Annotated in this window: 20 protein-coding genes; 11 read left to right on the top strand and 9 right to left on the bottom strand. The window is 66.0% G+C overall.

Annotated features, from left to right (window positions below):
- Positions 1-13: 13 nt before the first annotated feature.
- From ACNH6H_RS06765 to hemA, 6 genes are all read right to left on the bottom strand, one after another.
- A complete protein-coding gene (locus ACNH6H_RS06765; protein WP_418316709.1) occupies positions 14-577 on the bottom strand; it encodes a UbiX family flavin prenyltransferase in 564 nt (187 codons plus the stop codon).
- Positions 578-587: 10 nt separating this feature from the next.
- Complete coding sequence (gene grxD, locus ACNH6H_RS06760; protein ID WP_418316708.1) at positions 588-905, bottom strand: Grx4 family monothiol glutaredoxin; 318 nt, start codon at positions 903-905, stop codon at positions 588-590.
- A gap of 160 nt (positions 906-1,065) precedes the next feature.
- Positions 1,066-1,695: a hypothetical protein gene (locus tag ACNH6H_RS06755; protein ID WP_418316706.1), complete on the bottom strand. Its 630-nt coding sequence runs from the start codon at positions 1,693-1,695 to the stop codon at positions 1,066-1,068.
- A gap of 105 nt (positions 1,696-1,800) precedes the next feature.
- The gene (gene prmC, locus ACNH6H_RS06750; RefSeq protein ID WP_418316704.1) at positions 1,801-2,676 is read right to left on the bottom strand and encodes a peptide chain release factor N(5)-glutamine methyltransferase; all 876 of its coding nucleotides are present in this window, start codon (positions 2,674-2,676) and stop codon (positions 1,801-1,803) included.
- Positions 2,673-3,770, bottom strand: coding sequence for a peptide chain release factor 1 (prfA, locus tag ACNH6H_RS06745; protein WP_418316703.1), 1,098 nt, complete (start codon positions 3,768-3,770; stop codon positions 2,673-2,675). Before prfA ends, prmC begins: the two co-directional genes overlap by 4 nt.
- A gap of 78 nt (positions 3,771-3,848) precedes the next feature.
- Entirely contained in the window at positions 3,849-5,141 is a 1,293-nt protein-coding gene (gene hemA / locus ACNH6H_RS06740) for a glutamyl-tRNA reductase (RefSeq protein WP_418316701.1), read from the bottom strand.
- Positions 5,142-5,249: 108 nt separating this feature from the next.
- Here hemA and ACNH6H_RS06735 point away from each other — a divergent pair, with 108 nt between their 5' ends.
- A complete protein-coding gene (locus ACNH6H_RS06735) occupies positions 5,250-5,531 on the top strand; it encodes a hypothetical protein (protein WP_418316700.1) in 282 nt (93 codons plus the stop codon).
- Between the two features lie 29 nt (positions 5,532-5,560).
- On the opposite strand, the gene ACNH6H_RS06730 is transcribed toward ACNH6H_RS06735, so the two are convergent.
- Genes ACNH6H_RS06730 through ACNH6H_RS06720 form a run of 3 tightly spaced genes read right to left on the bottom strand, consistent with a single transcriptional unit; the run spans position 5,561 to position 8,402 of the window.
- Positions 5,561-6,610, bottom strand: coding sequence for a phytanoyl-CoA dioxygenase family protein (locus ACNH6H_RS06730; protein WP_418316698.1), 1,050 nt, complete (start codon positions 6,608-6,610; stop codon positions 5,561-5,563).
- 35 nt (positions 6,611-6,645) lie between these two features.
- A complete protein-coding gene (gene miaB, locus ACNH6H_RS06725) occupies positions 6,646-8,025 on the bottom strand; it encodes a tRNA (N6-isopentenyl adenosine(37)-C2)-methylthiotransferase MiaB (protein ID WP_418316696.1) in 1,380 nt (459 codons plus the stop codon).
- Positions 8,022-8,402 (bottom strand): hypothetical protein, encoded by a 381-nt coding sequence (locus tag ACNH6H_RS06720; RefSeq protein ID WP_418316694.1) that lies wholly within the window; start codon positions 8,400-8,402, stop codon positions 8,022-8,024. The genes miaB and ACNH6H_RS06720 overlap by 4 nt, the downstream gene beginning before the upstream one ends.
- A 225-nt stretch (positions 8,403-8,627) precedes the next feature.
- Between ACNH6H_RS06720 and tagH the strand changes: the two genes are divergently transcribed.
- The 10 genes from tagH to tssM all read left to right on the top strand — a co-directional run bounded on the left by tagH (position 8,628) and on the right by tssM (position 25,443).
- Positions 8,628-10,439: a type VI secretion system-associated FHA domain protein TagH gene (gene tagH, locus ACNH6H_RS06715; RefSeq protein ID WP_418316692.1), complete on the top strand. Its 1,812-nt coding sequence runs from the start codon at positions 8,628-8,630 to the stop codon at positions 10,437-10,439.
- A gap of 233 nt (positions 10,440-10,672) precedes the next feature.
- Positions 10,673-11,515: a PP2C family protein-serine/threonine phosphatase gene (locus tag ACNH6H_RS06710; protein ID WP_418316691.1), complete on the top strand. Its 843-nt coding sequence runs from the start codon at positions 10,673-10,675 to the stop codon at positions 11,513-11,515.
- Positions 11,515-13,194: a tetratricopeptide repeat protein gene (locus tag ACNH6H_RS06705; protein WP_418316690.1), complete on the top strand. Its 1,680-nt coding sequence runs from the start codon at positions 11,515-11,517 to the stop codon at positions 13,192-13,194. The genes ACNH6H_RS06710 and ACNH6H_RS06705 overlap by 1 nt, the downstream gene beginning before the upstream one ends.
- 33 nt (positions 13,195-13,227) lie before the next feature.
- Positions 13,228-14,619 carry a tetratricopeptide repeat protein gene (locus ACNH6H_RS06700; RefSeq protein WP_418316689.1) on the top strand — a complete coding sequence of 464 codons (1,392 nt, stop codon included), beginning with the start codon at positions 13,228-13,230 and terminating at the stop codon, positions 14,617-14,619.
- A complete protein-coding gene (locus tag ACNH6H_RS06695; protein ID WP_418316688.1) occupies positions 14,616-16,733 on the top strand; it encodes a type VI secretion system Vgr family protein in 2,118 nt (705 codons plus the stop codon). The genes ACNH6H_RS06700 and ACNH6H_RS06695 overlap by 4 nt, the downstream gene beginning before the upstream one ends.
- Positions 16,734-16,859: 126 nt before the next feature.
- Entirely contained in the window at positions 16,860-17,387 is a 528-nt protein-coding gene (locus tag ACNH6H_RS06690) for a DUF4123 domain-containing protein (protein WP_418316686.1), read from the top strand.
- Between the two features lie 52 nt (positions 17,388-17,439).
- Positions 17,440-18,999, top strand: a complete 1,560-nt coding sequence (locus ACNH6H_RS06685; protein WP_418316684.1) for a type VI secretion system contractile sheath domain-containing protein — start codon at positions 17,440-17,442, stop codon at positions 18,997-18,999.
- 169 nt (positions 19,000-19,168) lie between these two features.
- Positions 19,169-20,506, top strand: coding sequence for a type VI secretion system baseplate subunit TssK (gene tssK, locus ACNH6H_RS06680; RefSeq protein WP_418316682.1), 1,338 nt, complete (start codon positions 19,169-19,171; stop codon positions 20,504-20,506).
- Between the two features lie 23 nt (positions 20,507-20,529).
- The gene (icmH, locus tag ACNH6H_RS06675) at positions 20,530-21,855 is read left to right on the top strand and encodes a type IVB secretion system protein IcmH/DotU (protein WP_418316680.1); all 1,326 of its coding nucleotides are present in this window, start codon (positions 20,530-20,532) and stop codon (positions 21,853-21,855) included.
- A 42-nt stretch (positions 21,856-21,897) separates the two neighbouring features.
- A complete protein-coding gene (gene tssM / locus ACNH6H_RS06670; RefSeq protein ID WP_418316679.1) occupies positions 21,898-25,443 on the top strand; it encodes a type VI secretion system membrane subunit TssM in 3,546 nt (1,181 codons plus the stop codon).
- The last annotated feature ends 5 nt before the right edge of the window (positions 25,444-25,448 follow it).

Raw genomic sequence — 25,448 nt, 5'->3', positions numbered from 1 at the left:
CTGCGGTCGGCGGCTACAAACCGGTCCAGGGCCGGGGTGCAGCGGCGTCGATCGCCAGCGTCGCCAGCACCCGCTCGATCGTCTCGTCGACCATCGCGTCGATGCTGTCCGGGCGGTGGTAGAAGGCCGGCAACGGCGGAAAGACGACCGCACCCATTTCGGTCACGGCCACCATGTTGCGCAAATGCGCCAGATTGAGCGGCGTCTCGCGTGCCATCAGCACCAGCCGGCGCCGCTCCTTCAGCGTGACATCGGCAGCGCGGGTCAGCAGGTTGTCGCACAAGCCGTGGGCAATCGCCGCCAGCGTGCGCATCGAGCATGGGGCCACAACCATCGCATGCGTGGCAAACGAACCGCTGGCGATTGCCGCACCGATATCGGATGGTGAATAGGCAACGTCGGCGAGCGACTCGAGATCGCGGCGATCCAGCCCCAGTTCGTGGTGGACGTTGATGACGCCGGCCGGGCTGACGACCAGATGGACTTCGGCACCGGCCTGTTTCAGCCGCTGCAGCAGGCGCACGCCGTAGATCGACCCGCTGGCGCCGCTGATGCCGACGACGACGCGCTGGGCCACGTCGGCCCGCTCAGTGCTTGCCGCCGAGCAACTGCTGCAGTTCGCCCGCCTCGTGCATCTCCATCAGGATGTCCGAGCCGCCGACGAATTCGCCGTCGATGTAGAGCTGCGGAATGGTTGGCCAGTTGGCATATTCCTTGATGCCCTGGCGGACTTCCTCGTCCTCGAGCACATTGACGGTCGTCACATTGGTGGCCCCGGCCGCCTTCAGGATCTGGATCGCACGGCCGGAAAAACCGCACATCGGAAACTGGGCCGTGCCTTTCATGAAAAGCACGACGCGGTTGGATTTGACGAGTTCGTCGATGCGTTGCTGGACGTTGCTCATGGATGTTCTGTGGGGAGATTGAATCGATTGGATGCGCGTTTATACGGGAATTTCCATTTTCGGCCCGCCGGCGAGCGCAATCCCGCGCCGTCGCTGCTGACATCATGCACGCACTGCCGCGCTGCGCAGCGGCAGTGCGCGTCACCGCGAGCTGGCGGGCCTAGAACGAATACGACACGCCGACGTTGAGCAACGGCGTCAGCCGCATGTCACGCAACATGTCGTCGAGCGACTGCGAGCCGAGAAAGACCCGGCCGAAGCGGGCCGCCGAGCTGCTGTTGCGGGCGGCGACGCCGATATCGGCGCTGAAACCCCAGCCGGAGCGCGCCGGCGCTGCGGTATAGCCGATGCCGAGGTAGGGCGCGGAATCGAAGCTCGGCATCAACCCGCGCGGTTCGATGCTTGTCGCATAAGCGCCGCCGGGCCTGGTACGGCTGCGCAGCGGGTCGCCGAATGTCGACAGCGCACCGCTGCCGAGCGGGCCGAAAATCAGCCCGCTGGTTGCACGAAAGCCGGACGCCGGCTCACGGCTGGTCGGCTGCGAGCCGAAATAGTAGTCACCGAGCAGGCTCAGCGAATCCGGCTGCAGGCGGCCGTTCTCCGTGCGTTCGAGCGCCGCATGGCGCCACAGCGAAAACGACGGTGCCGTCAGCACCCGGGCCTGCCATCGCGGCCACAGGTCGTCGCCAGCCGGCGCACGCAGGCCGAGGCCCTCGGCGCTCGCGTTGGCGCACAGCAACACGCTGGTCAGCGCCAGCATCCTTGTCAATCTGCGTCGAAACGAAGGCATGGACATCTCCTTTCGGTGACTGCAAGACCGGGTGCTGCCGGGCGGGGCCCGGCGACCTGCGGATTGGTGCCGGTCCATATTACGCCGACTATCGATGTTTGTGGTCTAGTTGTTTGCCCCAGCGCCGCCCGGCCATTGGCCGCCGGTGCAGCGCGGCTGTCCAGCGAGGTCGTGGCGGGTTCGAACGGCGACAAATCCGGCCTCGGTGAGCAGCCGGTTGACATCGGCCGCCTGCTCGAAACCGTGTTCGAGCAGCAACCAGCCGCCCGCAGCCAGGTGCTGGCCGGCGCCTGCGATGATGATCCGCAGCGCCGCCAGACCATTCTCCGCGGCGACCAGCGCCTGTTGCGGCTCGTGCGCAAGTTCGTGCAGATGCGGGTCATCGGCCGCGATATAGGGCGGGTTCGAGACCGCAATGTCGAAGCACCGGCCACCGACCGCCTGCCACCAGTCACCGGCCCGCCAGTCGACCGCCAGCCCAAGCCGTCGGCCATTCGCCGCGGCGACCGCCAATGCGTCGGCGCTCGCATCGGTCGCGGTGACGGCGAGATCGGCGCCGCAGCTGTGCTTGATCGCCAGCGCGATGGCGCCGCTGCCGCAGCCGAGATCGACCAGGCAACGCGGCCGGCCAAGTTCGCAGGGCGAAGGCTGCAAAATCTCCAGCGCCCAGCTGACCAGTGTCTCGGTATCCGGACGCGGCACCAGCACCGAGCGGTCGACCTCGAGCATCAGCCCGAAAAATTCCTTGCGCTGCAGCAGATAGGCAATCGGCTCGCCGGCCGCGCGGCGCTGCACGAGCACCTGCCATGCCGCGATTTGATCGCGCTCCAGCCGGTCGGCATCGTGGCCGATCAGCCAGGTCCGGCTCTGGCCGAGCAGTTCGGCCAGCAGCAACTGGCCGTCGAGCCGCGACAGACCGGCTTGCCGCGCCTGGCGCAGCGCGTCGGCCACCGTGGCCGGCTGCGGCGAGGCATCGCTCACGACTCGCCGCTTTCGAGCAATTGGAGTTGCTGGGCAGCACGCGCGGCCGCCAGTGCGGCGACCACTTCGTCAAGATCGCCATCGAGCACGGCCTGCAGCTTGTACAGCGTCAGGTTGATTCGGTGGTCGGTCAGCCGGCCCTGTGGAAAGTTGTAGGTGCGGATGCGGTCGCTGCGGTCGCCGCTGCCGATCAGCCCCTTGCGGTGCGCCGCTTCCTTCGCCGCACGTTCGCCTTGTTCCTTGTCGCGCAACCGGGCCGCCAGCACTGCCATCGCCTTCGCCTTGTTGCGGTGCTGCGAGCGGTCGTCCTGGCATTCGGCGACGATGCCGGTCGGCAGGTGGGTGATGCGGATCGCGCTGTCGGTCTTGTTGACGTGTTGTCCGCCGGCGCCGCTGGCGCGGAAGGTGTCGATCCGCAGTTCGGCCGGGTTCAGCTGGATCTCCTGCGCGGCATCCGGTTCGGCCAGCACGGCCACCGTGCAGGCGCTGGTGTGGATGCGACCTTGCGTCTCGGTGACCGGAATGCGTTGCACGCGGTGTCCGCCGGATTCGAATTTCAGTCCCTTGAAGGCGCCTTGCCCTTCGACGCGGATCACCAGTTCCTTGTAGCCACCAAGGTCGGATGCGCTTTCCGACATGATTTCGGTGCGCCAGCCATGGCGCTCGGCGTGGCGCAGGTACATCCGCGCCAGATCGGCGGCGAACAGCGCCGATTCATCGCCGCCGGTGCCGGCGCGGATCTCGATGAAGGCATTGCGCTCGTCGTCCGGATCGCGCGGCAGCAATTCGGCCTGCAGTTGCCGATCCAGCTGTTCGAGGTCGATGCGCGCCTGTTCGCATTCCTCTTCGGCGAGGGTCGCCAGTTCGGCATCGCCGGCAGCGGTCGCGAGCATCTCGCTGGCGTCGGCGAGTTCGCGCTCGCGCTTCAGATAGGCGTTGTACAGCGACAGCACGCCGCTGATTTCGGCATGTTCGCGCGACAGCGCGCGGTAGCGGTTCATGTCGGCGGCGACGCCGGCGTCGCCGAGGCTGGCGTCGAGTTCGCTGAGCCGAAGCGCAAGGCGCTCGAATTGTTGTCTGAGGCTGGGTTTCATTGGAGATGGTCAGCGGCGAGGCGAAGCCGCCTGCGGCGGCACCGACGCGCCATCGGAATGGGGCGCGCGACGGCGCAGCTAGTTCGAGCCTGGCGGGTTGCCGAGCTTGCCGCGCAGAAAGATCCGCGACACGGTCTGTGCGACCTGGTCGCGGTTCAGCTGGTCGCTGTTCTGCAGTTCGACCATCACACCGTGCATCATCTTCTGCGTCAGACCGCGCGACAGGCTCTCCAGCACCGCATCGACATCCTCGCCTCTGGCCAGCAGCCTGCGCGCGCGTGCCAGTTCGGCGGCCCGCCAGTCGCCGGCCTGCGCCTGAATGGCCTGGATCAGCGGCACGGTATTGCGCTGACCCAGCCAATGCACAAAGCCCTCGACGCCGGTCTCGATGATCGCCTCGGCCTGCGCGACCGCCGCCTGGCGCTTCTCGCCGGCAGTCTGCACCATCGACGACAGATCGTCGACGGTATACAGATAGATATCCGACAGCTGGGCGACCTCGGGCTCGATATCGCGCGGCACCGCAAGGTCGACCATGAAGATCGGCCGGTGCTTGCGCAGCTTCAGCGCGCGCTCGACGGCGCCCAGGCCGACGATCGGCACCGAGCTGGCGGTGCACGAGATCACGACATCGAATTCGGCCAGCCGCTGCGGCAGGTCGGCCAGCCGCATCGTGCTGCCGCCGAGCCGGCTGGCCAGCCGTTCGCCGCGTTCGAGGGTGCGGTTTGCGACGACCATCGCGCGTGGCGTCTTCGCCGCAAAGTGGGTGCTGACGAGGTCGATCATCTCGCCGGCACCGATGAACAACACCTTCAGTTCGCGCAGGTCCTCGAACAGCTGGCTGGCCAGCCGAACCGATGCGGCGGCCATGCTGATCGAATGGCTGCCGATTTCGGTGCTGCTGCGCACCTCCTTGGCCACCGCGAACGAGCGCTGGAACATCTGGTGCAGCGTCGTCCCGAGCGTGCCGGCATTCTCTGCCTCGCGCATCGCCTGCTTCATCTGGCCGAGGATCTGCGGCTCGCCGAGCACCATCGAATCGAGGCCGCTGGCAACGCGGAAGGCATGGCGGGCCGCCGCCCGGCCTTCGAGCACATAGGCATGCTGGCGCAGCACGCCGGAGCCGACCCCGCCGATGCCGGCCAGCCAGTCGACCGCCGGCTCAACCAGTTCACCGAGGCGATCCGGGCTGTCGCCGACATAGAGTTCGGTGCGGTTGCAGGTCGAGACGATCGCGAGCTCCGCCGACCGCTGCAGCCGCTGTCGGAAACCCTGCAGGTTGCCGCCGATTTGTTCGGGCGCAAACGCAAACCGGCCGCGCAGGTCCAGCGGGGCCGATTGATGGTTCAGTCCGAGCGCGATGACACTCATCACTTATTATAAATTTGCGCCCCGCTGCCCGTCCGGCCCGGGGTTGTTGATCCAAGGCGGGCAATGATCTGCTGCGCCGGCCCTTTTCCCTGCCATCTTCCGCACTCCGTGAGCCCACTCGACGCCATCTGGCACCTGCTCAACTTTTTCGCTCCGGCGGTTTTTCTCGCGGTGTTCACGGCATCGGTGGCCAAATTGCTCTGGCGACGGGAATGGCGTGCGGTGCGCTGGCGCAGTCTGCTGCTGTGGGCGCTGATCCCGACGCTGGTCGTCGCGGTCGTCGGGCTCGTGATCACCGGACGTGACGGGATGATGATCACCTACGTGGCGATGGCCGTCGCTGCCGCGCTCGGCCTGTGGCTGGCCGGGCTGTTCCGCGGCAGGCACTGAACGCGCGCCATGCGAGGCAGCGTCGGCGCTCAAGCGCTGCCGTCCGGTGACGCCGGCGCGCCGGCGGTCTTGATGCCGCGATCGCGCCACGGATTGCGGCCGAGTTTCCAGCGTTCGAGGCGGTCAAGCATCCGCCAGTACAGCGGCGCCCGCTGCTGTGTCTGGCCGGCCATCGCAAGCAGGCCATCGGTGGTGGCCGGGAAATACGGATTGCGCCGATCGTAGGCCCACAGCTCGATCCGCACCGACGGCCGCTCACTCGGACCGCGGGCGTGAAAGCCGAAGGTATCGGCGACCACCAGCGTATTGGCCGGCACCGCGAAGCGGCGCGGTGGCGGCAGGCCGAGCGCCGGCAGTTCGCTTTCATCGATGCGGAACGAACCGCGTGCCGTCAGCCGGTCGGCGTGGTCACGCGCCTGCAAGCTGAGCCGCTCTTCCCACGCCAGCCGCTCGGCTGACAGCCGATGCGAGCCTGGCACATAACAGAAGGCGCCCTCGTCGGCGGCGACGTCGGTCAAAAAAAACCAGGCCTTCATCGTCGGATGGAAGGTATCGGCGTGCAGCCGGGTCTGCGGATCGGGCTGGCCCGCGACGACCTGGTTCAGGATCGTCTGCAGATAAAGCCACGGCGCGCGGGCATAACCGGCAACATAGCGGGTCAGCCCGGCCCAGCGCGGATGGCCGATCAGCGCCTGCAGTTCCGGAACCTGACGCAGCAGCGCGCTGTCGACAGCGATCCGGCGGGTGATCGTGTCGCCTTGCACCATCTCGCGCGTCGCTGCCGGCTGCGCCAGCAGGCGGCTGCGCAATGTCGCGAACGTTGCCGCCGGCAGCAGCCCGTGAACGACAACAAACCCATCCCGCTCGAAGGCCTGCCGGTCGGCCGCGCCGACCAGGCGTGCCAGGCGGCGGCGCCGCCGCCACGTCATCGCATGGGCAAGCCGCAGACGCCAGCGGTGCAGGCCGAGGCGGTTCAGCCGAGGAGAGCCAAGCAGCGGATTGTCCAAAAACGACTTGGCCGAGCTGAAGATCTGCAGCACCCACCACGGTGCGAGCAGCAGATTGCGCAACGCCGGCATCGCCGGTCAGCGGCTGCGCGCGGCAGCGCGCGCACTCATGCGACCAGTTCCCGGTCGACGATCAGTTCGCCGCGCATCGAGTGCGGGCGCGCTTCGGTGATTTGAACATCGATCAGCTGCCCGGTCAGCCGCGCCGACAGTGCGCCGGCCGGGAAATTGACGATGCGGTTGTTTTCGGTGCGGCCCATCAGCTCGGCGATGTCGCCATTGACCTTGCGCGACGGCCCTTCGACGAGGATGCGCTGCACCGAACCGACCATCGAGCGGCTGATCTGCTGCGCGTTGGCGTCAATCGTCGCCTGCAGCTGCTGCAGCCGCTGCAGCTTGACTTGCTGCGGCGTCTCGTCGGCCAGCGAAGCCGCCGGCGTGCCGGGCCGTGCACTGAACACGAAGCTGAAGCTGTTGTCGAAGCCGATCTCGTCGACGAGCTGCATCAGCTTCGCGAAATCGGCATCGGTCTCGCCGGGAAAGCCGACGATGAAATCGCTCGACACGCTGATGTCCGGCCGGATCTGGCGCAGCTTGCGGATCGTGCTCTTGAACTCCATCACCGAATAACCACGCTTCATCGCCATCAGGATGCGATCGCTGCCATGCTGGACCGGCAGGTGCACATGGTTGACGAGCTTCGGCAGCCGCGCGTAGGCATCGATCAGCCGCTGGCCGAATTCGTTCGGATGGCTGGTGGTGTAGCGGATGCGCTCGATCCCCGGAATCTCGGCGACATAGTCGAGCAGCAGCGCGAAGTCGGCAATCTCGGCGCTGTCGCCCATCGTGCCGCGGTAGCCGTTGACGTTCTGGCCAAGCAGCGTGACTTCCTTGACGCCCTGCTCGGCGAGCTCGGCCACCTCGACCAGCACGTCGTCGAACGGCCGCGAGACTTCCTCGCCGCGGGTATACGGCACGACGCAGTAGCTGCAGTATTTGGAGCAGCCTTCCATGATCGAGACAAATGCGCTCGCACCCTGCTTGCGCGCCGGCGGCAGGTGGTCGAATTTCTCGATCTCCGGAAAGCTGATGTCGACCTGCGGGCGCTGCTCGAGACGCCGGCGGTGGATCAGCTCGGGCAGCCGGTGCAGCGTCTGCGGGCCGAACACGACGTCGACATATGGCGCGCGCGAGACGATCGCTGCGCCCTCCTGGCTGGCGACGCAGCCGCCGACGCCGATCAGCACGCCCTTGTCCTTCAGGTGCTTGACGCGGCCGAGGTCGCTGAAAACCTTCTCCTGCGCCTTTTCGCGCACCGAGCAGGTGTTGAACAGCACCAGATCGGCCTGCTCGACGTCGGTCGTGATCTCGTAGCCATCCGCCGCATGCAGTACGTCCACCATCTTGTCGGAGTCGTACTCGTTCATCTGGCAGCCAAATGTCTTGATGAAGACCTTTTTCGGGTTGTCCGTCGTCGGCCCGCTCATGGCTTGCTCCAGCTCTGCTCGGTGGGGTTGAACTGCCAGGCTCTGGCCTCGGCCATCGTGCGTGGCCACGGCCGCTTGCGGACTTCCTCGGGCCGCAGGATCCAGACATCGCGAACCAGCCCGTAGGTATCGATCGTGTAGTTGACCGTCAACCGGCTGCCGATCAGCGTCGTCGACATCTTCAGCAGGTTGTCTTCGCCGCGGATGCGGGCGCCCGGCGCAAGCCGGGCCTCGTTGCCGTTCAACAGGACAGCCGGCGGCGCCTGGACGACGATCTCGCCACGCAGCGCATCAGGCGGAAAAAGGCGCTGGACCTGGGCCAGCGAAGGCGCATGCAGACACAAGACGGTGGCTGCGATCGCGAAACAGCGGTACATGGTGTAGATCCAGTGGCTGTGGGGCCCGATCGGGGCAACCCGATATTCTATGGCGAGCTGCCTCGGGGCGCCGTCGGCGGGCCATGCCTGGGGGCATTGCCGCTTTGCATGTGACATACGGCGAGTTGGCGCCTGTCAGACCGCGCCGACTTGACGCCGACAGCCAAAACATGACACGGTAGGCCACTCGGCTGATAATGATTTTTCATATCGCCCTGGACTCCGATGCTGCTGACGATCCGAACCCTGAGCTGTCCGCCACCCGACAATCCGCAGAATATTCATGCGCAGTTCGACGCCGCTGGTGGACGCATCGGGCGCAGCCCGCCGTGCAAGCTGATCCTGCCGGATCCGAATCGGCACATCTCCCGTGAGCATGCCGAGATCCGGCTGCGCAACGATGCCTTTGCGATCAAGGTCGTCTCCAAGGTCAACAGCCTGCTCGTTAACGATGCCGTCGTCGGCCCCGGCGAGGCGGTCAATCTGAAGGACGGGGACCAGATCCTGATCGGCGAATACCTGTTGCAGGCCGACATCACGGCTGGCGCTGCTGATGCCGCTGCGCCGTCGCCGTTCGCCGAGCCGGCATCGGCGTCGCCAACGGCCAATCCCTTCGATGTCTTCGACAGCCTGAGCGCCAATGCAGTCAAGGCAGCGCCGCCGCCGCCAGCGGTACCGGACTGGTTCCAGAGCCCCGCTCCTGCGGCCGCGCCGGCGCCGCAAGGCGGCGCTTCGGAGCTCGACGACTTCTTCAATCCGACGCCGGAAAACTCGTCGTTCAACGAATTGCTGAAGGACAACAAGCCGGCCGCGCCGCCGCCAGCACCGGCGCAGTCGACGTCCGCGCCGGTTGACCACCGGCTCGACGATTTTCTCGGGCTCGGCGGCACGACCGACCCGGCCCCGGCGACCGATCCGCTGGGCGATGCGGGCGCCGATCTGTACCGGGCGTCGCCGCTCGACATCCCGCTGACACCGGCGACGCGTCCGCCAGCGCCGAGCCCGACACCGGCTGCCGCACCGCAACCGGCGCCACCGCAATTTCCCGACGACGACATCTTCAAGGCGCTCGAGCAGGAGTTCGGCGCGCCACCGCCGCCGCCGGCCGTGGTGCCGCCGAAGCCCGAACCGCCGGTCCAGCCGCCACCACCGCCGGCAGCGCCAATCGCAGCGCCGGTTGCTCCGATTGCACCGCCCGGTGCGCCGATCGCGCCGCCGGTCGTGCCGGCCTCGGGGGTCCCGATCGCGCCGATTGCACCGCTGGCGCCGGCCGCAGCCGGCCAGCCAGGGCCGGTGCCGGATCCGGGCCAGGCGGCGCGGCAACTGCCGCCGGGCGCGGCAGCACAGACGCCGGCCGTGCCGCCGATGGCCGCGCCGCTGCCTGCCGCTGCCGTGTTGCCACCGGCGGCGGGAGCAGCGTCGCAGCTGCAAACGCAGCAACTGATGCAGGCGCTGGCCGACGGGCTCGGGCTGCAGCCGGGAGATCTCGACAATGCCGACCCGGAGCAGACGATCCGCCTGGTCGGTGAGTTGCTTCGGATGTCGACCGACGGCCTGTTCCGCATGCTCGAGATGCGTTCGCAATTGAAAAGCGAACTGCACATCGAGGACCGCACGATGATCGCGTCGCGCGAGAACAATCCGCTGAAACACGCCGATACGCCGCGCGACGCGATCGCCTATCTGGTCGATCGGCGTCAACACGGCAACCGGCTGTTCATGCCGCCGACAAAGGCGGTCGAGGACACGATCTGGGACATCTGTGCGCACGAGATGGCGGTGATGGCCGGCACCCGGGCGGCGCTGCTGGCGGCGCTGAAGATGTTTTCACCGGAAGTCATCGAAGGCCGGATCAAGAAGACCGGAGCGCTCGAGAACGTGCTGCCGGCGCTGCACAAGTCGCGTTTGTGGGAGCGCTTCCTCGACATGTATGCGCAGCTGCAGCACGAAGCCGAAGACCATTTCGATCGCCTGCTGAACCAGGAGTTTTCGCGGGCCTACTCCGATCAGAGCAAGAAATTGAAGAAGAAGCGCTGACCGCGCCACGAGGAAGCGAGCCGCAACGGTATTAGTCGACACGATTGATCGATTCGAGCGCCTGCCGGTGCATCGGAACGCGCGTCTTCTACCAAACTAGCAACGTCAAGCTGCCGAGGAGGGACAGGAATGAGGCACCCAGGCATGTTGGCCGGACCGCGACGGTTCGTGATGGGCAAACCTGCCGCCGCCCGGCACCGTCTGTTTGCGCCTGCCTGCGCCGGGGGCGGATGATGGACCGTTGCGAAATCGTCTGCGCCACCGACAAGGGCATGGTTCGTTCGGGCAACGAGGACGCCGTCTACGCCGATCCGGCAATGGGTTTTGCCGTGCTCGCCGACGGCATGGGAGGTTATGCGGCCGGCGAGGTTGCGAGCCGGCTGGCGATCGACGAAATCCGTGCCGAACTCGAATCGGCGCTGCCGCACCTGGACATGAATGCGCCGCAAAGCAGCGGCCCGTCGCTGACCGAGGACATGAGGTTTGCCGCGCAGCGGGCCAATGCGAGCATCCTGAAGTCGGCCAAGCGCGAACCGGACCAGGAAGGCATGGGGGCGACGCTGGTGCTGGCGGTGATGACGGCCGGCCGGATCTTCGTCGGCCACCTCGGTGATTCGCGTGCCTATCGGTTCCGCGACGGCCGGCTCGAGCAGCTGACGCGCGACCACTGCTGGGTCGACGAGCAGATCGCGCAGGGCTCGCTGCAGATCGACGCGCTGCTCGACACGCGGTTCAAGAATATCGTCACCCGCGCGCTCGGCATCGACGACGAGATCGACCTCGAGGTGCACGACCACGACGTGGCGCCCGGCGACCTGTTCCTGCTCTGCTCTGACGGCCTGAGCGACATGCTCGACGATGCCGAGATCGAAGGCCTGCTGAAAGGCGACGGCGATCTGTCGGGCAAGTGCGCGACCTTGATCAGCCGCGCCAATCAGAACGGCGGCAAGGACAACGTGTCGGTGATCCTGATGCGCGCGGCGGTCGCCCGCGAGGGCTGGGCGTCGCGGCTGGTGCGCAAGATCCAGGCGGTCGGCGGTTCGCCGGGCGACGAGCCAGCCGGAGGGACAACTTGATGCAGACCGATCTGCCGACCCGCGACCGGCCGCAAGCGCAGCCCCAGGTGTCGCTCGCGCAGGCGATCGGGCATGTCCGGCAACTGCTGGCCGCACAGCAGTTCGGGCAGGCGCAGGATCTGTGCAGCAGCATCCTCGGCCAGATTCCGGACGAGCCCCACGTGCTGCAATTGCTCGGCATGGCCCTGCACGGCCAGGGCCGCAGCGATCAGGCGGTGCCGGTATTCGCCCGCCTGACCGAATTGCTGCCGGCGCAGGCCGGCGCCTGGACCGATCTCGCAACGATCCAGATCGAAGCCGGGCAATTCGACGACGCGGCGACATCATTGCGCCGTGCGCTCGAGCTCGACCGCGGGTCGGTCGCCGGCTGGAACAGCCTCGCGGTGCTCGGCCTGCGCTCGGGCAGGCTGGACGATGCCGACTCGGCATTGCGCAGCGGCCTGGAGATCGCGCCGCACGACGGCCAACTGCTGTACAACCAGGGCCTGGTTCGCCAGCAACAGCGCCGGTTCGACGAAGCGGTTGGCTGGCTGGAACGGGCGATCGTGGCCGAGCCGCAGGATCCGCAGCGTCGCCTCAGCCTGGCCCAGGTGTTGTTCGAGCTCGAACGTTTCGAGCAGTTGGCGGCGGCCTGCCGGGCCCTGCTTCAGCTCGGCCACCACAGCGCCGCCGTCTACAACAAGCTCGGCCTGGCGGCAATGAAGCTGGCGCGCTTCAGCGACAGCGAGTCGGCCTTCCGCGCCGGACTGGCGATCGACGGCGACAACCGGGATCTGCACTACAACTTCGCGCGGATGCTGTTCCTGCAGCGCCGCCATGAAGAGTCGCTGGTTCACTGCGCGCTGGTGATCGCCGCCGAGCCGGCGCTGGCCCCGATGCGGGAAATGATCACCTCGTGCCATCTCGCGCTCGGTGATCGTGACGCCGCGGTGGCCAACCTGCAGCAATGGCAGGCGATCGATCCGCATACCGCGCGGCCGGCGCACCTGCTGGCCGGTCTTGGTGTCGCGGCGACGCCGGAACGGGCTTCCGACGACTATGTCCGTGAGGTGTTCGACGACTTTGCCGCCAGCTTCGAGCAAAAGCTGCGGACACTCGACTACCGGGCGCCGCAGCATCTGCAGCGCGCGCTCGAAGCGGTTGCGACGCGGCTGCCGGAACAGCCGACGATGCTCGATGCTGGCTGCGGCACCGGCCTGTGTGCTGAGTTCCTGCACAGATACCGTGGCCGGCTGGTCGGCGTCGACCTGTCGCAGGCCATGCTCGACAAGGCCGCCGCACGCGGCGACTATGACCGGCTCGAACGCGACGAATTGACTGCCTTCCTGCGCCGTTCGCCGGCGGGTTTCGATGCCATCGTCAGCGCTGACACGCTTTGTTATTTCGGCGCCCTCGAGCAGGTGCTGCTGGCTGCGCGGGATGCGCTGGGCAGGCGTGGCCTGCTGCTTTTTTCGCTCGAGGCCCTGGACGACGGCGCTTCGCCGTACCTGCTGCACCCCCACGGGCGCTACAGCCACTCGCGCGCCTATGTCGAGCGGGTAGTGGCAAGCAGCGGCTTTGACATTCTTGCGCTCGACCGGCAGGTGCTGCGCAATGAAAACGAGCTGCCGGTGCACGGCTGGATCGTGACCGCGCAATCCAGCGAACCGGTGGAGCAGGGAGACGACGGGCGCGTGTAGCGGCGCGGCCCAGCATCAGCGAAGGAGAAACCGATGGCGGGATCGATCGACAGCGACGCGGGCACAACAGCCGATGAAGTCCGGATGACGGTTCAGCAGGCGCTCGAACAATCGGTTGCGTGGCTGCGCGAAGGCCGGCTCGACGCCGTCGAGACGGTGTTGATGCAGATTCTTCGCCAGAAGCCCGATGAACCGAATACGCTGAATCTGCTGAGCATGCTGCGCCACCGGCAGGGCCGCAGTTCGGAGGCGATCGACATCCTCCGCCGCATCACCGAGCTGCTGCCAGGCGCACCCGAGCCGTGGCTGAACCTGGGCAACATCCTGATCGAAAATGATCGCCACCAGCAGGCGATTGCGCCGCTGCTGCATGCAATCGAGCTCGATCCGGCATCGGCCGACGCCTGCAACAACCTGGGTCTGGCCTACCTGCACTGCGACCGGGTGGAAGAAAGCGATGCGATCTTCCGCCGCGGCTTGGCCATCGCTCCTCAACGTGCCGACCTGCACCAGAACTATGCGCGCATGCTGCGACTCGACGGCCGCCGCCAGGAGTCGGTCGAGCATTCTTTGCGGGCACTCGAGATCGATCCTGATTTGTCGCTGGCCCGGCAAAGCCTGTGCTTCTGCTATTACGAACTCGGTGAACTCGAACATGCCGCGCAGGCGCTGCGCGATTGGCACGAGAAGGATCCGGACGATCCCGAGGTCCGGCATCTGCTCGGTGCGGTTGGCGCGCTGGCAACGCCGGAGCGCGCGGCAGACGACTATGTCGCCGAGGTTTTCGACGAGTTCGCCGACAGCTTCGATCGCAAGCTGTCGATGCTCAACTACCGTGCGCCGCAATTGGTTGCCAATGCACTCGCCGCGGTGGCGCCTGTCTTCGGGCGTGCGCCCGATGTGCTCGACGCCGGCTGCGGCACCGGGCTGTGCGGTCCGCTGGTCAAGCCGATGGTGGGCCGGCTGGTCGGCATCGACCTGTCGCAGGGCATGCTCGGCAAGGCGAAGGCGCTGCAGATCTACGACGAACTCGTGCAGGCCGAACTGACCGCCTACCTGCGCGATGCCGAGGCCAGCTGCGACATCGTCATCAGCGCCGATACGCTGTGTTATTTCGGCGCCCTCGCCGATGTTTTTGCCGCCGCCCGGCTGGCGCTGCGCGAGCACGGCTACCTGATCTTCAGCGTCGAGGCCGCGAGCGAGCACGACACCAGCTACCAGCTGCAGATCAACGGCCGCTACAAACACGGCCGGGACCATGTCATCGGGCTATTGCGTCGGCACGGCTTTGCGGTCGCCGCGTTGCAGAACACGGCGCTGCGCAGCGAACTCGACGTACCGGTCGCCGGCTGGATCGTCACCGCGGTGCGCGTGCCCGGCGCCGCGGGCAGCGCATCTGAAGTTCCCGCGAGGAGCACACCATGAGCAGATTCCTGAGCATCGGCACCGTCAAGGGCAAGGACGCATTTGTCGTCGAGCGCATCGTCGGCAAGGAAGAACTTTCGCGGCTGTTCGAATACCGCCTCGATCTGGTATCCGAACACGGCGACTACAAGGCGAAGGACATTCTCGGTACCAATGCCACGGTCGGGATGGAATTGCCCGGCGGCGTCGATGCGCGTTATTTCAACGGCTATGTGACGCGGTTCTCGTTCCAGGGCCAGGTGCGTACTGCGGCTTACAAGTCCGGCGTCGGCTTCAAATACCAGCTGACGCTGAGCCCTTGGATGTGGTTTCTGAACCGGACCTCGACCTGTGCGATCTTCCAGCAGAAGAAGATTCTCGACGTGATCCAGGAGATATTCGACCGGGTGTCGGAACTCAAATCGGTCGAGATCAAGGTATCCGGTGAAAGCGAAACGCGCGACTACAACGTGCAATACCGGGAAACCGACTTCAATTTCGTCAACCGCCTGATGGAGCAGGCCGGAATCTATTACTACTTCACCCACGAGGATGGCAAGCACAAGCTGGTGCTGATCGATACGCCGAATTCGCACCCGTTGACGCCGGGCCGCTCCAATCTGCGGTTTTCTGCCGAAAGCGCGCAGGATGCAACGCTGCGCAACTGGGTGCTGAATACCGAAATCCAGTCTGGCGCCTATGCGATCGACGATTTCGACTACAACAAACCGGGTACGCGTCTGCTGAAGGTTTCGCCGAAGGAACGGCCGCACAAGAATGCCGGCTTCGAGATCTACGACTATCCGGGGGAATACGAAGAGCCGTCGTGGGGCGAGAAATATGCCGCGATCCGCATGGAGGAGATGCACTGCCAGTACGAGCTGTGCCGCGGCGGCGGCGTCGACCGGAATATCCGTCCGGGGTTCAAGTTCAAGCTCGTCGATCACCCGGTGGATGAGCTGAACAAGGAATACCTCGTCATTGCCCACAACTTCACCGGCGTCAACAACCTCGTCGATACCGGCGGCAGCCATCACAGCGAATTCGAGTGCAGCTTTACCGTGATCCCGGCGGCGACGCAGTTCCGGCCGCCGCGCATCACGCCGCTGCCGTCGATTGCCGGGCCGCAGACCGCGATCGTCGTCGGCCCCGCCGGCGAGGAGATCTATACCGACCAGCTCGGCCGGGTCAAGCTGCAATTCCACTGGGACCGCTACAGCACCGGCACCGACCAGGATTCATGCTGGGTGCGCGTCTCGAACCCGCTGGCCGGCAAGGGCTGGGGCGCGATCAACATTCCCAGGGTCGGCCAGGAGGTGATCGTCGAATTCATGGAGGGTGACCCGGATCGGCCGATCGTCACCGGCCGCGTCTACAACGGCGACAACCAGACGCCGTACGACATGCCGTCGAAGAAGATGTATACCGGCATGAAGACCCGCAGTTATCCGAACGGCGGCACCGACGAGTTCAACGAACTGCGCTTCGACGATACCAAGGGGTCGGAGCAGATCTTCTTCCAGGCGCAGAAGTGGATGGATATCCGCGTCAAGCACAACTACAAGGAGTGGATCGGCGGCGTCTTCAACAGTCACGTCTGCGGAAATATCCATACCTACACCGACAAGGAATATCACCTGACATCCAAGGGTGATATGCGTCTGATATCGAAGGACGGAATGATTGAGGTTGGCGCCAAGCAGGATATCGCAGTCGTGAGCGAGGCGGCGATGTTCCTCGAGGCGCCGGATCAGATCACGCTCAAATCGTCGCTCATTTTTCTTGAGGGAAGTGACAGTATCCAGCTGAAAGCTGGAAAGATTTTCCTTACCGGGTCCCAGAAAATAGATCTGAAGGTCGGCGGCAGCTTTGTCTCGATTCACCCCGGAGGTGTCGACATCAAGGGGCCGATGGTCAATATCAATTCCGGAGGGTCGGCGACAGCCGCCAATGCCGTGCCGGCGACCCCGCTTCCCGATCCCAAACTCCCTGCGATTGCACTGACCAGCGTCGGTGGCGAAAAGTCACCGCCGCCGAAGAAGCGCACCAAACCCGTTGCCTACAGCGGCCAGGCCACTGCATTCAAGGTCGCCGCCGGCGGCGGCGGGCCGTTCGTCGAGGAGTGCAACTGTTGAGGCGCGCCGCCTTGTCCGTCCTTTGCGTATCGCCGGCTTGGCAGTACGATCGTTCGACCTCATCGCCTAGGGCTGCGTGATGGGCATGTCTTGTCATTCCGAACGGGCATCTGCAACGTCGAATCCATGACTCCCGAATCCGTACGTTCGAAACTGTGGCGCGAGGCGGCCGACAAGCACCTCTATGTCATCCTCGACGGCGCGCAGAACGAGAACCTGCTCGACGTCTTCGATGACCATCCGGACCTCGAATACGAATGCCTGTTCACGCAGCGGCTCGAGCCGGACATGGCCGAAGTCGCGCCTTATCTGGTCGAACTGCACGAGGGCGAAGCGTTCACGAAGTGGCTGTTCGAGCAGGGATGGGGACACAACTGGGGCATCTTCGTGATCACCGCCGGTGACCTCGGCGACGCGTGGCGGCACCTGCGCCAGCATGTCCGGGTCTACGGTCCCGACCGCAGTCGGCTCTATTTCCGCTATTACGACCCGCGTGTGCTGCACGCCTTTCTGCCGACCTGCCAGGGCCCGCAACTGGCCGACTTCTTCGGGCCGGTCGAGATGTTCGTCGCCGAAAACGAAGGCGGAGCAGGCGCCCGGATCTACGCGCGCGCGGATGGTCAATTGGTGACGGAGGTCATCGAAGCGAGTTGAGCCCGCCGGTTGCCAGCGCGTCCGTAGCGGGTCCGCATTCAGGAGCAAACGCATGACTGGCATCGAGATGAGTTTCGACTTCGGCAAGCCTCGGCCCGACGGCTCGTCGCCGCAACCGGTTGAATCCGGGCAGCTGTTCCGCATCCTCGTCGTCGGCGATTTTTCCGGCCGCGCGTCGCGGCGCGACGATGAGCTGGCCGCACCAACCTTTGTTCCGAGGGCGGTCGATCTGGACAGCTTCGACGGCGTGATGCGGCACCTGGCGCCGGCACTGCGCCTGACGCTGCCCGGCGGCGCGGCCGCGCCGATCCGCATCGGTTTTGACGACCTCGATGACTTCGAGCCGGATCGGCTGTTTGCGCGCTTGCCGCTGTTTGCCAGGTTGCGTGATCTGCGCCGGCGTCTGGCCGACCCGTCGACCTTCGAACAGGCTGCCGCCGAACTGCGCGCCGACGATGCGGCGAATGCGCCGGCACCAGCGGCAGCCGGTGGCGCAGCGGCGCGGCCAGCGGCCGAAGACGATTCGGCGACGCTGGAACGGCTGCTCGGCAGAGCACCGGATGCCGTGCCAACAACGCAGGCTCCGCCTGCCGGGTCGGCCGATGCGGTCGTCGAACGCTTGCTGCGCGGCATCGTCGCGCCATTTGTCGTGCCGGCTACCTCGCATTTGCAGCAACCAATGATCGATTCGGTCGATCGGGCGATCGGCGAGACGATGCGTGCGATCCTGCGCGATCCGTTCTGGCGCTCGCTGGAAGGCAATTGGCGGGCGGTTGATCGCTTCATCCACGGCGTCGAGATGGACGGCCAGGTGTTGCTCGAACTGGTGGATGCCAGCGCTGCCGACATGCTCGGCAGCCTGGCCGCCGTGCAGGGTGACGCCGGCAGCACGCCGCTGGCCCGCAGCCTGGCCTCACGCCGCATGCATGAAGGCCAGCCGGAGGGTTACGCGGTGGTGGTCGCACTGTACGAGTTCGGCACCAGCGCCGCCGAACTGGCGCTGCTGGCCGGCCTCGGTGCGCTGGCCGCACGCGAAGGTGCCGTGCTGCTCGGATCGGCTGCGCCGACGTTGGCGCTGGTCGATGCGCCGACTGCGTGGCAGGGCGTTTATCCGCTCGACGTCGACAGCGCCGCGCAGGCGCGGTGGCAGGCCATGCGGTCAAGCTGGGTGGCCGCTCACATCGGTCTGGTCTGGCCGTCGGTTCTGTCACGTCTGCCTTATGGTGCGAAGTCGCAGCCGGTGTCGGCATTCGAGTTCGAAGAGGTCGCAGGTGGTGCGGCCGCGCCGCAACTGCCATGGCGGCTTGCCGCGCTCGATCTTGCCGGGCTGCTGGCGAGTGCTTATGGCGAAGCGGGCTGGCAACTGCAAGAAGAGTCGGCGGTCGAACTGCAAGACCTGCCGGCATTCATCGACCGCAGCGGCGACAGTCCGCGGCTGCAGGCGGTCGCCGAACTGTTCATCAGCGAAGCGCAGGCACAGGCGGTCGCGGCGTCCGGTGTGATGCCGTTGGTCAGCCACCGCGGCCTGCCGCACGCGAGGCTGGCGACCTGGCGCAGCATTGCTTCGAAGGAGCCGCAGCTGAAGGCGCGCTGGGGTGGTCGAAGCCCTTGATCGGCAGGCTGCCGCGGTGCTTCGGAAATCGCCGCCGGCCGCGATTCTCGGGCTTGGATGGCTGGCATCGCGGTGTTAGAGTGAGTTCGTCCCCCGCCCGCTTGCCACGCTGGATGGCAAGCCGGTCCGTGCCGTTCGCTGATCCGTTGAAGGTCTTTCCATCACGAGCATGAGCAGAAATCGCGTCATTTGGTCAGAGGGTCTGTTCCTCCGTCCGCAGCACTTCCAGCAGATGGAGCGCTCGGTCGAATTGCTGGTGCAGGCGCGTACTGCCGGCGCGATGGCACATCCGTGGGGCTTCAGCCGCCTGGTGCTCGACGACGAGGCCTTGAAGATCGGCCGTGTCTCGATCAAGGAGGCCGCCGGTGTGTTGCCCGATGGCACGCCGTTCTCGATTCCGCAGGAGTCGCCGGCGCCGCCGCCGCTGGAGGTGCCGAGCGACCTGAAGGATGCATTCGTCTACCTGGCACTGCCGGCCTGGCGCAACGGCATGCCTGAATTTGCCGTCGAAGCCAGCAGCCAGTCGGTGCTGGCGCGTTATGTCGGTGCCGACCATGAAGTCACCGATGCGGTGCTCGGTTCCCAGGAGTCGGCTGCAATGCGACTCGGCCGCATCAACCTGCGCTACGTCGTCGAAGGCGATCCGCGCGACGCCTTCTGCACGATGGGCCTGACGAAGGTCGTCGAGCGGCGCAGCACCGGTCTGGTCGTGCTCGACGATGCCTACATCCCGCCGATGCTCGAGTGCAGCACGAACCGGCACCTGCGCGATTTTCTCGATGAGTCGCGCAACCTGGTGCGGCACCGTGCCGACACCCTGTCCGGCCGGCTGAACCAGTCGACCCAGAAAGGTGTCGGCGAGATCTCCGAATTCCTGATGCTGCAGATCGCCAACCGCTTCGATCCGTGGCTGGCCCATCTGGCGCGGCGCGAAACCCTGCATCCGGAAGCGCTGTACACGGCACTGCTGCAACTCGCCGGTGAACTGGCGACCTTCTCCGCGCGGCGCAAGCGACGCGCCACCGACTATGCGGCCTATCGTCACGACGATCTGCGCGGCAGCTTCGAGCCCTTGCTGATCGACATCCGCGACATGCTGACCGAGGTCATCAATCCGAATGCGATCAATATCCCGCTGCAGGAGCGTGCGAAGGGCCTGTATACCGGAACGATCCCGGATCTCGAACTGATCCGCACCGCGTCGTTCATCATCGTCGTCAACGCACAGATCAACAGCGAGGCGATCCGGCAGCGCCTGCCGCGCGAGGTCAAGATCGGTCCGGCGGAAAAGATCCGCGACATGGTGATGTCGCATCTGCCCGGCATCGTCGTGCAGCCGCTGCCGATGGCGCCCCCGGCGCTGCCGTTCTACGCCGGCTACACCTATTTCGAACTCGATCGCCGCAGCGAATTCTGGAAGATGCTCGAGGTGAGCAAGCTGCTGGCGCTGCATATCGCGGGGGATTTCCCCGGCCTGCACATGGAACTGTGGGCAATCCGCGCGTGAACCGCGCCGAAGGCTGAGCAACGATGTCCGATCCGCTCTTTCCCGATCCAGACGCCGACTCGACGATCATGATTCCGCGCCCGGGCGGGCGGCGGCCCGGCGCACCGCCTCCGGCAGGGGCAGTGCCGCCACCGCCGGCGCAGGCGTATGCGCCGCCGGCAGGCGAGGCGCCGCCGCAGGTGGGCGTCAATCCGCTGGTCGCCAGCGCGTCGGTGCTGCTCAGCGTGGTGCCGACGATCCGCCGCACGCTGAACCACCAGAATCCGATGGCGTTGCGCGACTACCTGCTGCGCGCAATGGCCGAATTCGAGGCCTCGGCGCGGCGCGCCAACTGCAGTGCCGAACACATCCTGATCGCGCGTTATGCGCTGTGCACGATGATCGACGAGACGGTGATGGTGATGCCGTGGGGTGCGAACTCCGGCTGGTCGCACCAGAGCCTGCTGATCACGCTGCACAAGGAAGGCTTCGGCGGCGAGAAGTTTTTCCTGCTGCTCGAGAAGGCGCTCGAGGATCCGCGCCGCAACCTCGATCTGATCGAGCTGATGTACACCTGCATCGCGCTCGGCTTCGAGGGCCGTTATCGCGTGATCGACAACGGCCGGTCGCAGCTCGAGGCACTGCGCGACCGCGTATACAACGTGATCCGGCGCGAGCGTGGTGAATTCGACCGCGACCTGTCGCCGCACTGGCTCGGCCTGCAGAAGAAGGCCAAGCCTTTGGTGCGGCGCATTCCGCCGTGGATCGTGCTGGCGCTGCTGGCGCTGTTCGTCTTCGTGTTCTATTTCGTTTATGTCGTGCTGCTGGCAAAGACCTCCGACCCGGTGTTCGCGAGCGTCGCATCGATCCGCGCAGATCCCGGCAACATGGAGCGCGCCAATGCCGGCCCGCTGGAACCGCCGCCGCCGTTCATCCCGCGGCTGCGGCCGCTGCTGCTGACCGAGATCCAGCAAGGGCTGCTCGAGGTTTTCGAGGATGCGAAGGAAGCGAAGGTGGTGCTGCGCGGCGACAGCATCTTCGCCAGCGGCAGCGCCGTCGTCGATGCCAAGCTCAATCCGGTGCTCGAGCGCATTGCCGACGAACTGAACAACGTGCCGGGGTTCGTCACCGTGACCGGCCATACCGACAACGTCCCGACCACCGGGCTGCGTTTCCCGTCGAACTACGAGTTGTCGGTGGCGCGGGCTCGAGGGGTGGCCGACCGCCTGCTGCTGACGGTGAAGGACCCGAGCCGGGTCAAGGTCGAGGGCGTGGCCGATTCGCGGCCGCTGGTGCCGAACACGACCGCAGAAGGGCGTTCGCGCAACCGTCGGGTCGAGATCTTCCTGCGCAAGACGGTCGCTCCATGATGACGAACAACCCTGTCCAGGACGCCAGCGATGTGGGCTAAGTTGAAAAGGTTCTTTACCAACCGCTGGGTACTGTCGGTACTCGGCCTGCTGATCCTCGGCCTGCTGATCTGGTTTGCCGGCAACGCGATCGCGTTCTACGACTACCGCCCGCTGGAGTCGGCGGCGGCCCGGATCGGGCTGATCCTGTTCATCATCTTCTGCTTCGCCCTCTGGGAAGGCATCAAGTACTACCGGGCCTGGCGCGCCAACAAGCAGATGCTGAACGCGATCAGCGGCAGCGAGGCCGAGACCGCCGCGATGTCGCAACGCGAGGTTGCCGAGCTGAAGCAGCGTTTCGACCAGGCGATGAGCGTGCTGCGCAAGGCGCGCTTCAACGACAAGGCCGGCGGCGGCCGCAACTACCTGTACCAGCTGCCGTGGTACATGTTCATCGGCGCGCCCGGCTCCGGCAAGACGACCGCGCTGATCAACTCCGGCTTGAAATTCCCGCTTGCCGAATCGCTCGGCAAGGACGCCGTGAAAGGTGTCGGCGGCACCCGCAACTGCGATTGGTGGTTTACCGACGAAGCGGTGCTGCTCGATACCGCCGGCCGCTATACGACGCAGAGCAGCAACCGCGAAGTCGATGCGACGGCGTGGAAGGGGTTTCTCAACCTGCTGAAGAAGTTCCGGCCGCAGCTGCCGCTGAACGGCGCGATCATCACGCTGAGTGTGTCCGACCTGTTCGTGCAGACGCCGGAGGAGCGTGCCGAATATGCGCGTTCGGTGCGCACCCGGATCCAGGAGCTGTACCAGACGCTCGGCGTTCGTTTCCCGCTCTACATCGTCGTCACGAAGGCCGACTTGCTGGCCGGCTTCACCGAATTTTTCAATGACCTCGGCCGCGAGGCAAGGGCGCAGACCTGGGGAATGACCTTCCCGTATCAGGCGCAAGGCGCCGGCCAGGCCGCGCTGGCCCAGTTCGAGCCGGAATTCGACCTGCTCGTGCAGCGGCTCAACGAGCGGCAGATCGCGCGGATGGAAGAGGAACGCGACCCGCAGAAGCGCTCGATCATCTTCACGTTCCCGCAGCAGTTCGCCGGCTTGAAAAGCCTGGTCAAATCCTTCCTCGACGAGGTCTTCCAGAGCACGGCGTTTGCCGAGGAGGCGATGCTGCGTGGCGTCTATTTCACCAGCGGCACGCAGGAAGGCAGTCCGTTCGACCGCGTGCTCGGCAACATCTCGCGCAACTACGGCCTCGAGCGGCAGATGCTGCCGCCGGCCGCTGCATCGGGGCGCAGCTATTTCCTGACCCGGCTGATGCGCGAGGTGGTTTTTGCCGAGTCGGACATCGGCGGGCGCAGTGCGGTGATCGAGCGCCGGCGCGCGCGGATGATGTTTGCCGGTTATGCGGCGATGGGTCTGCTCGCGGTGCTGCTGGTCGCCGGCTGGACCGTCAGCTTCGTGCGCAACAAGGCGCTGATATCGGAGGTCAGCCAGAGTGCGGCTGAGTTGAACAAGCAGGTCGCCAGCTTGCCGAAGCCGCTGCAGGGCGATGTGCTGGTGCCGTTGGCGGCGCTGAACGGTCTGCGCGAGATGCCGACCGGTTATTCGCATCGCGACGACGATGTGCCGTTGACGATGGGGCTGGGCCTGTACCAGGGCGACAAGCTCGGCGTGCCGGCCCGGCAGTCCTACCTCGATCTGTTGCGCGACGCCTTCATGCCGCGGGTTGCGTTGCGTCTGGAGCGATTGCTGCGTGAGGCGCCGTCGCCGGAGGCCCGCTACGAGGTGCTGAAGACCTACATCATGCTGTACGACCCGAAGCACCTGAACATCGAGGAGGTGCTGGCGCTGGTCGAGGCCGACTGGGAGCGCAATTTCCCGCGTGAGGTGCAGGAGACCGACCGCGCGGCGCTGCGCGCTCACCTGCGCACGGCCCTCGAACAACCGGTCGAGATGGCGCTGCCGCTCGACAAGACGCTGGTCGAGTCGGTACGCGCGCAGCTCGCCAGCGCGTCGCTCGCGCAACGCGCCTTTGCCCGCTTGCAGCTGTTCGGTCCCGGCGCGGCAGTGCCCGATTTCCAGGTCCACCATGCGGCCGGGCCATCCGGCGCGCTGGTGCTGGCCCGGCGCAGCGGCACGCCGCTGACCAAGCCGGTGCCTGCGATGTTCACGATCGCCGGATACGACAAGACCTTCCGTGCGCAGGCACCGGCGATGGTCAAGCAGCTTGCCGACGAGGAAGCCTGGGTGCTTGGTCCGAAATATGCCAACCAGGGCGCCGACCGCTCCGTCACCGCGCTGGCCGAAGTGCAGCGCCTCTACCTCGCCGCCTACATCAAGGTCTGGGACGAGCTGCTGCGCGACCTGATGCTGAAACCCTCGCGCGATCTGCAGGAAAGCATCCAGTCGATCACGCTGCTGTCGGCGCCCGATTCGCCGCTGAAGACGCTGCTGTCGGCGATTGCCCGCGAAACCAAGCTGGCGACCAGCGAAAACCGCTCCGCCGAGGCGACCGCGTCAAAGGCGATCGACCGCGTGACGACCTCGGTGAAGAATACCGTCGACCGGCTGCTCGGCGAGTCGGGCAGTGCACGGATACCGACCGCGCTGGACCGACCCGAAGCACAGGTCGACCGCTATTTCGAACAGTTGCACCGCGCGGTGCTGCCGCCCCAACCGGGCACGGCGACGCCGCTCGATGCCGCGCTGCAGGTGCTGCGTGAATACGAGCTGCAGCTGCGTGCGACCGAGGATGCGATCAAGCGCGGTGCGCCGCCGCCGTCGGATGCGATGGTCGTCGCCCGCATCAAGGGCGAAGCCGACCGCATGCCGCCGCCGCTCAACACGCTGCTCGCCGGCCTGATTTCCAGCAGTTCCGGCCAGGTCGCGTCGGGCACCCAGGAGAGCATCCAGAAGCAGCTCGCTGCCGAGGTCGGGTCCGCGTGTTCGCAGGTCATCGAAGGGCGGTATCCGTTCGCGAAAAACCAGTCCCGTGAAGTGCCGCCGGCCGACTTTGCGCGGCTGTTTGCGCCGAACGGCACCTTCGACAGTTTCCTGAAAAACAAGATGCAGGGGCTGTACGACCCGTCCGGTTCGCAGTGGAAACCGATCAAGCTCGCCGGCAATGTCGAGAGTTTTCCGCAGTCGACGGTGACGCAGTTCCAGCGCGCGTCGGTGATCCGCGAGGCGTTTTTCCCGACCGGAGGACCGAACCCGAGCGTCACCGCCGATCTGGTGCTGAGCCGTCTGGAAGACGGCTTGAGCGAGGTCCAGATCACCGTTGATGGCCAGGTCACGCGGATGACTGGCGGCGGCGGCTCGGCGATCCGGCTGAACTGGCCGAGCATCAGCCCGGCGGCAAGCATTCGCCTGGCCGGGATGGTCGGCGAGCGGCTGGTTGCACCGCCTGAATATGCCTTCGATGGCCAATGGGCGCTGTTCCGCATGGTCGATGCCGCGAAGCGCGAAGGCGGGTCGGCCGAACGGATGGCGATTTCCTTCAATTTCGCCGGCAAGAAGGCCACCTTCGAGCTGCGCTCGCCGAGTGTCCGTAACCCCTTGCAGTTGCCCGAGATCGCGCAGCTGCGCTGCCCGTCCTGAGCGCC

This window comes from Pseudideonella sakaiensis (assembly GCF_048320135.1).
Classification (GTDB): domain Bacteria; phylum Pseudomonadota; class Gammaproteobacteria; order Burkholderiales; family Burkholderiaceae_C; genus Ideonella_A; species Ideonella_A sakaiensis_A.
This window is presented reverse-complemented; position numbering and strand designations above follow the sequence as displayed.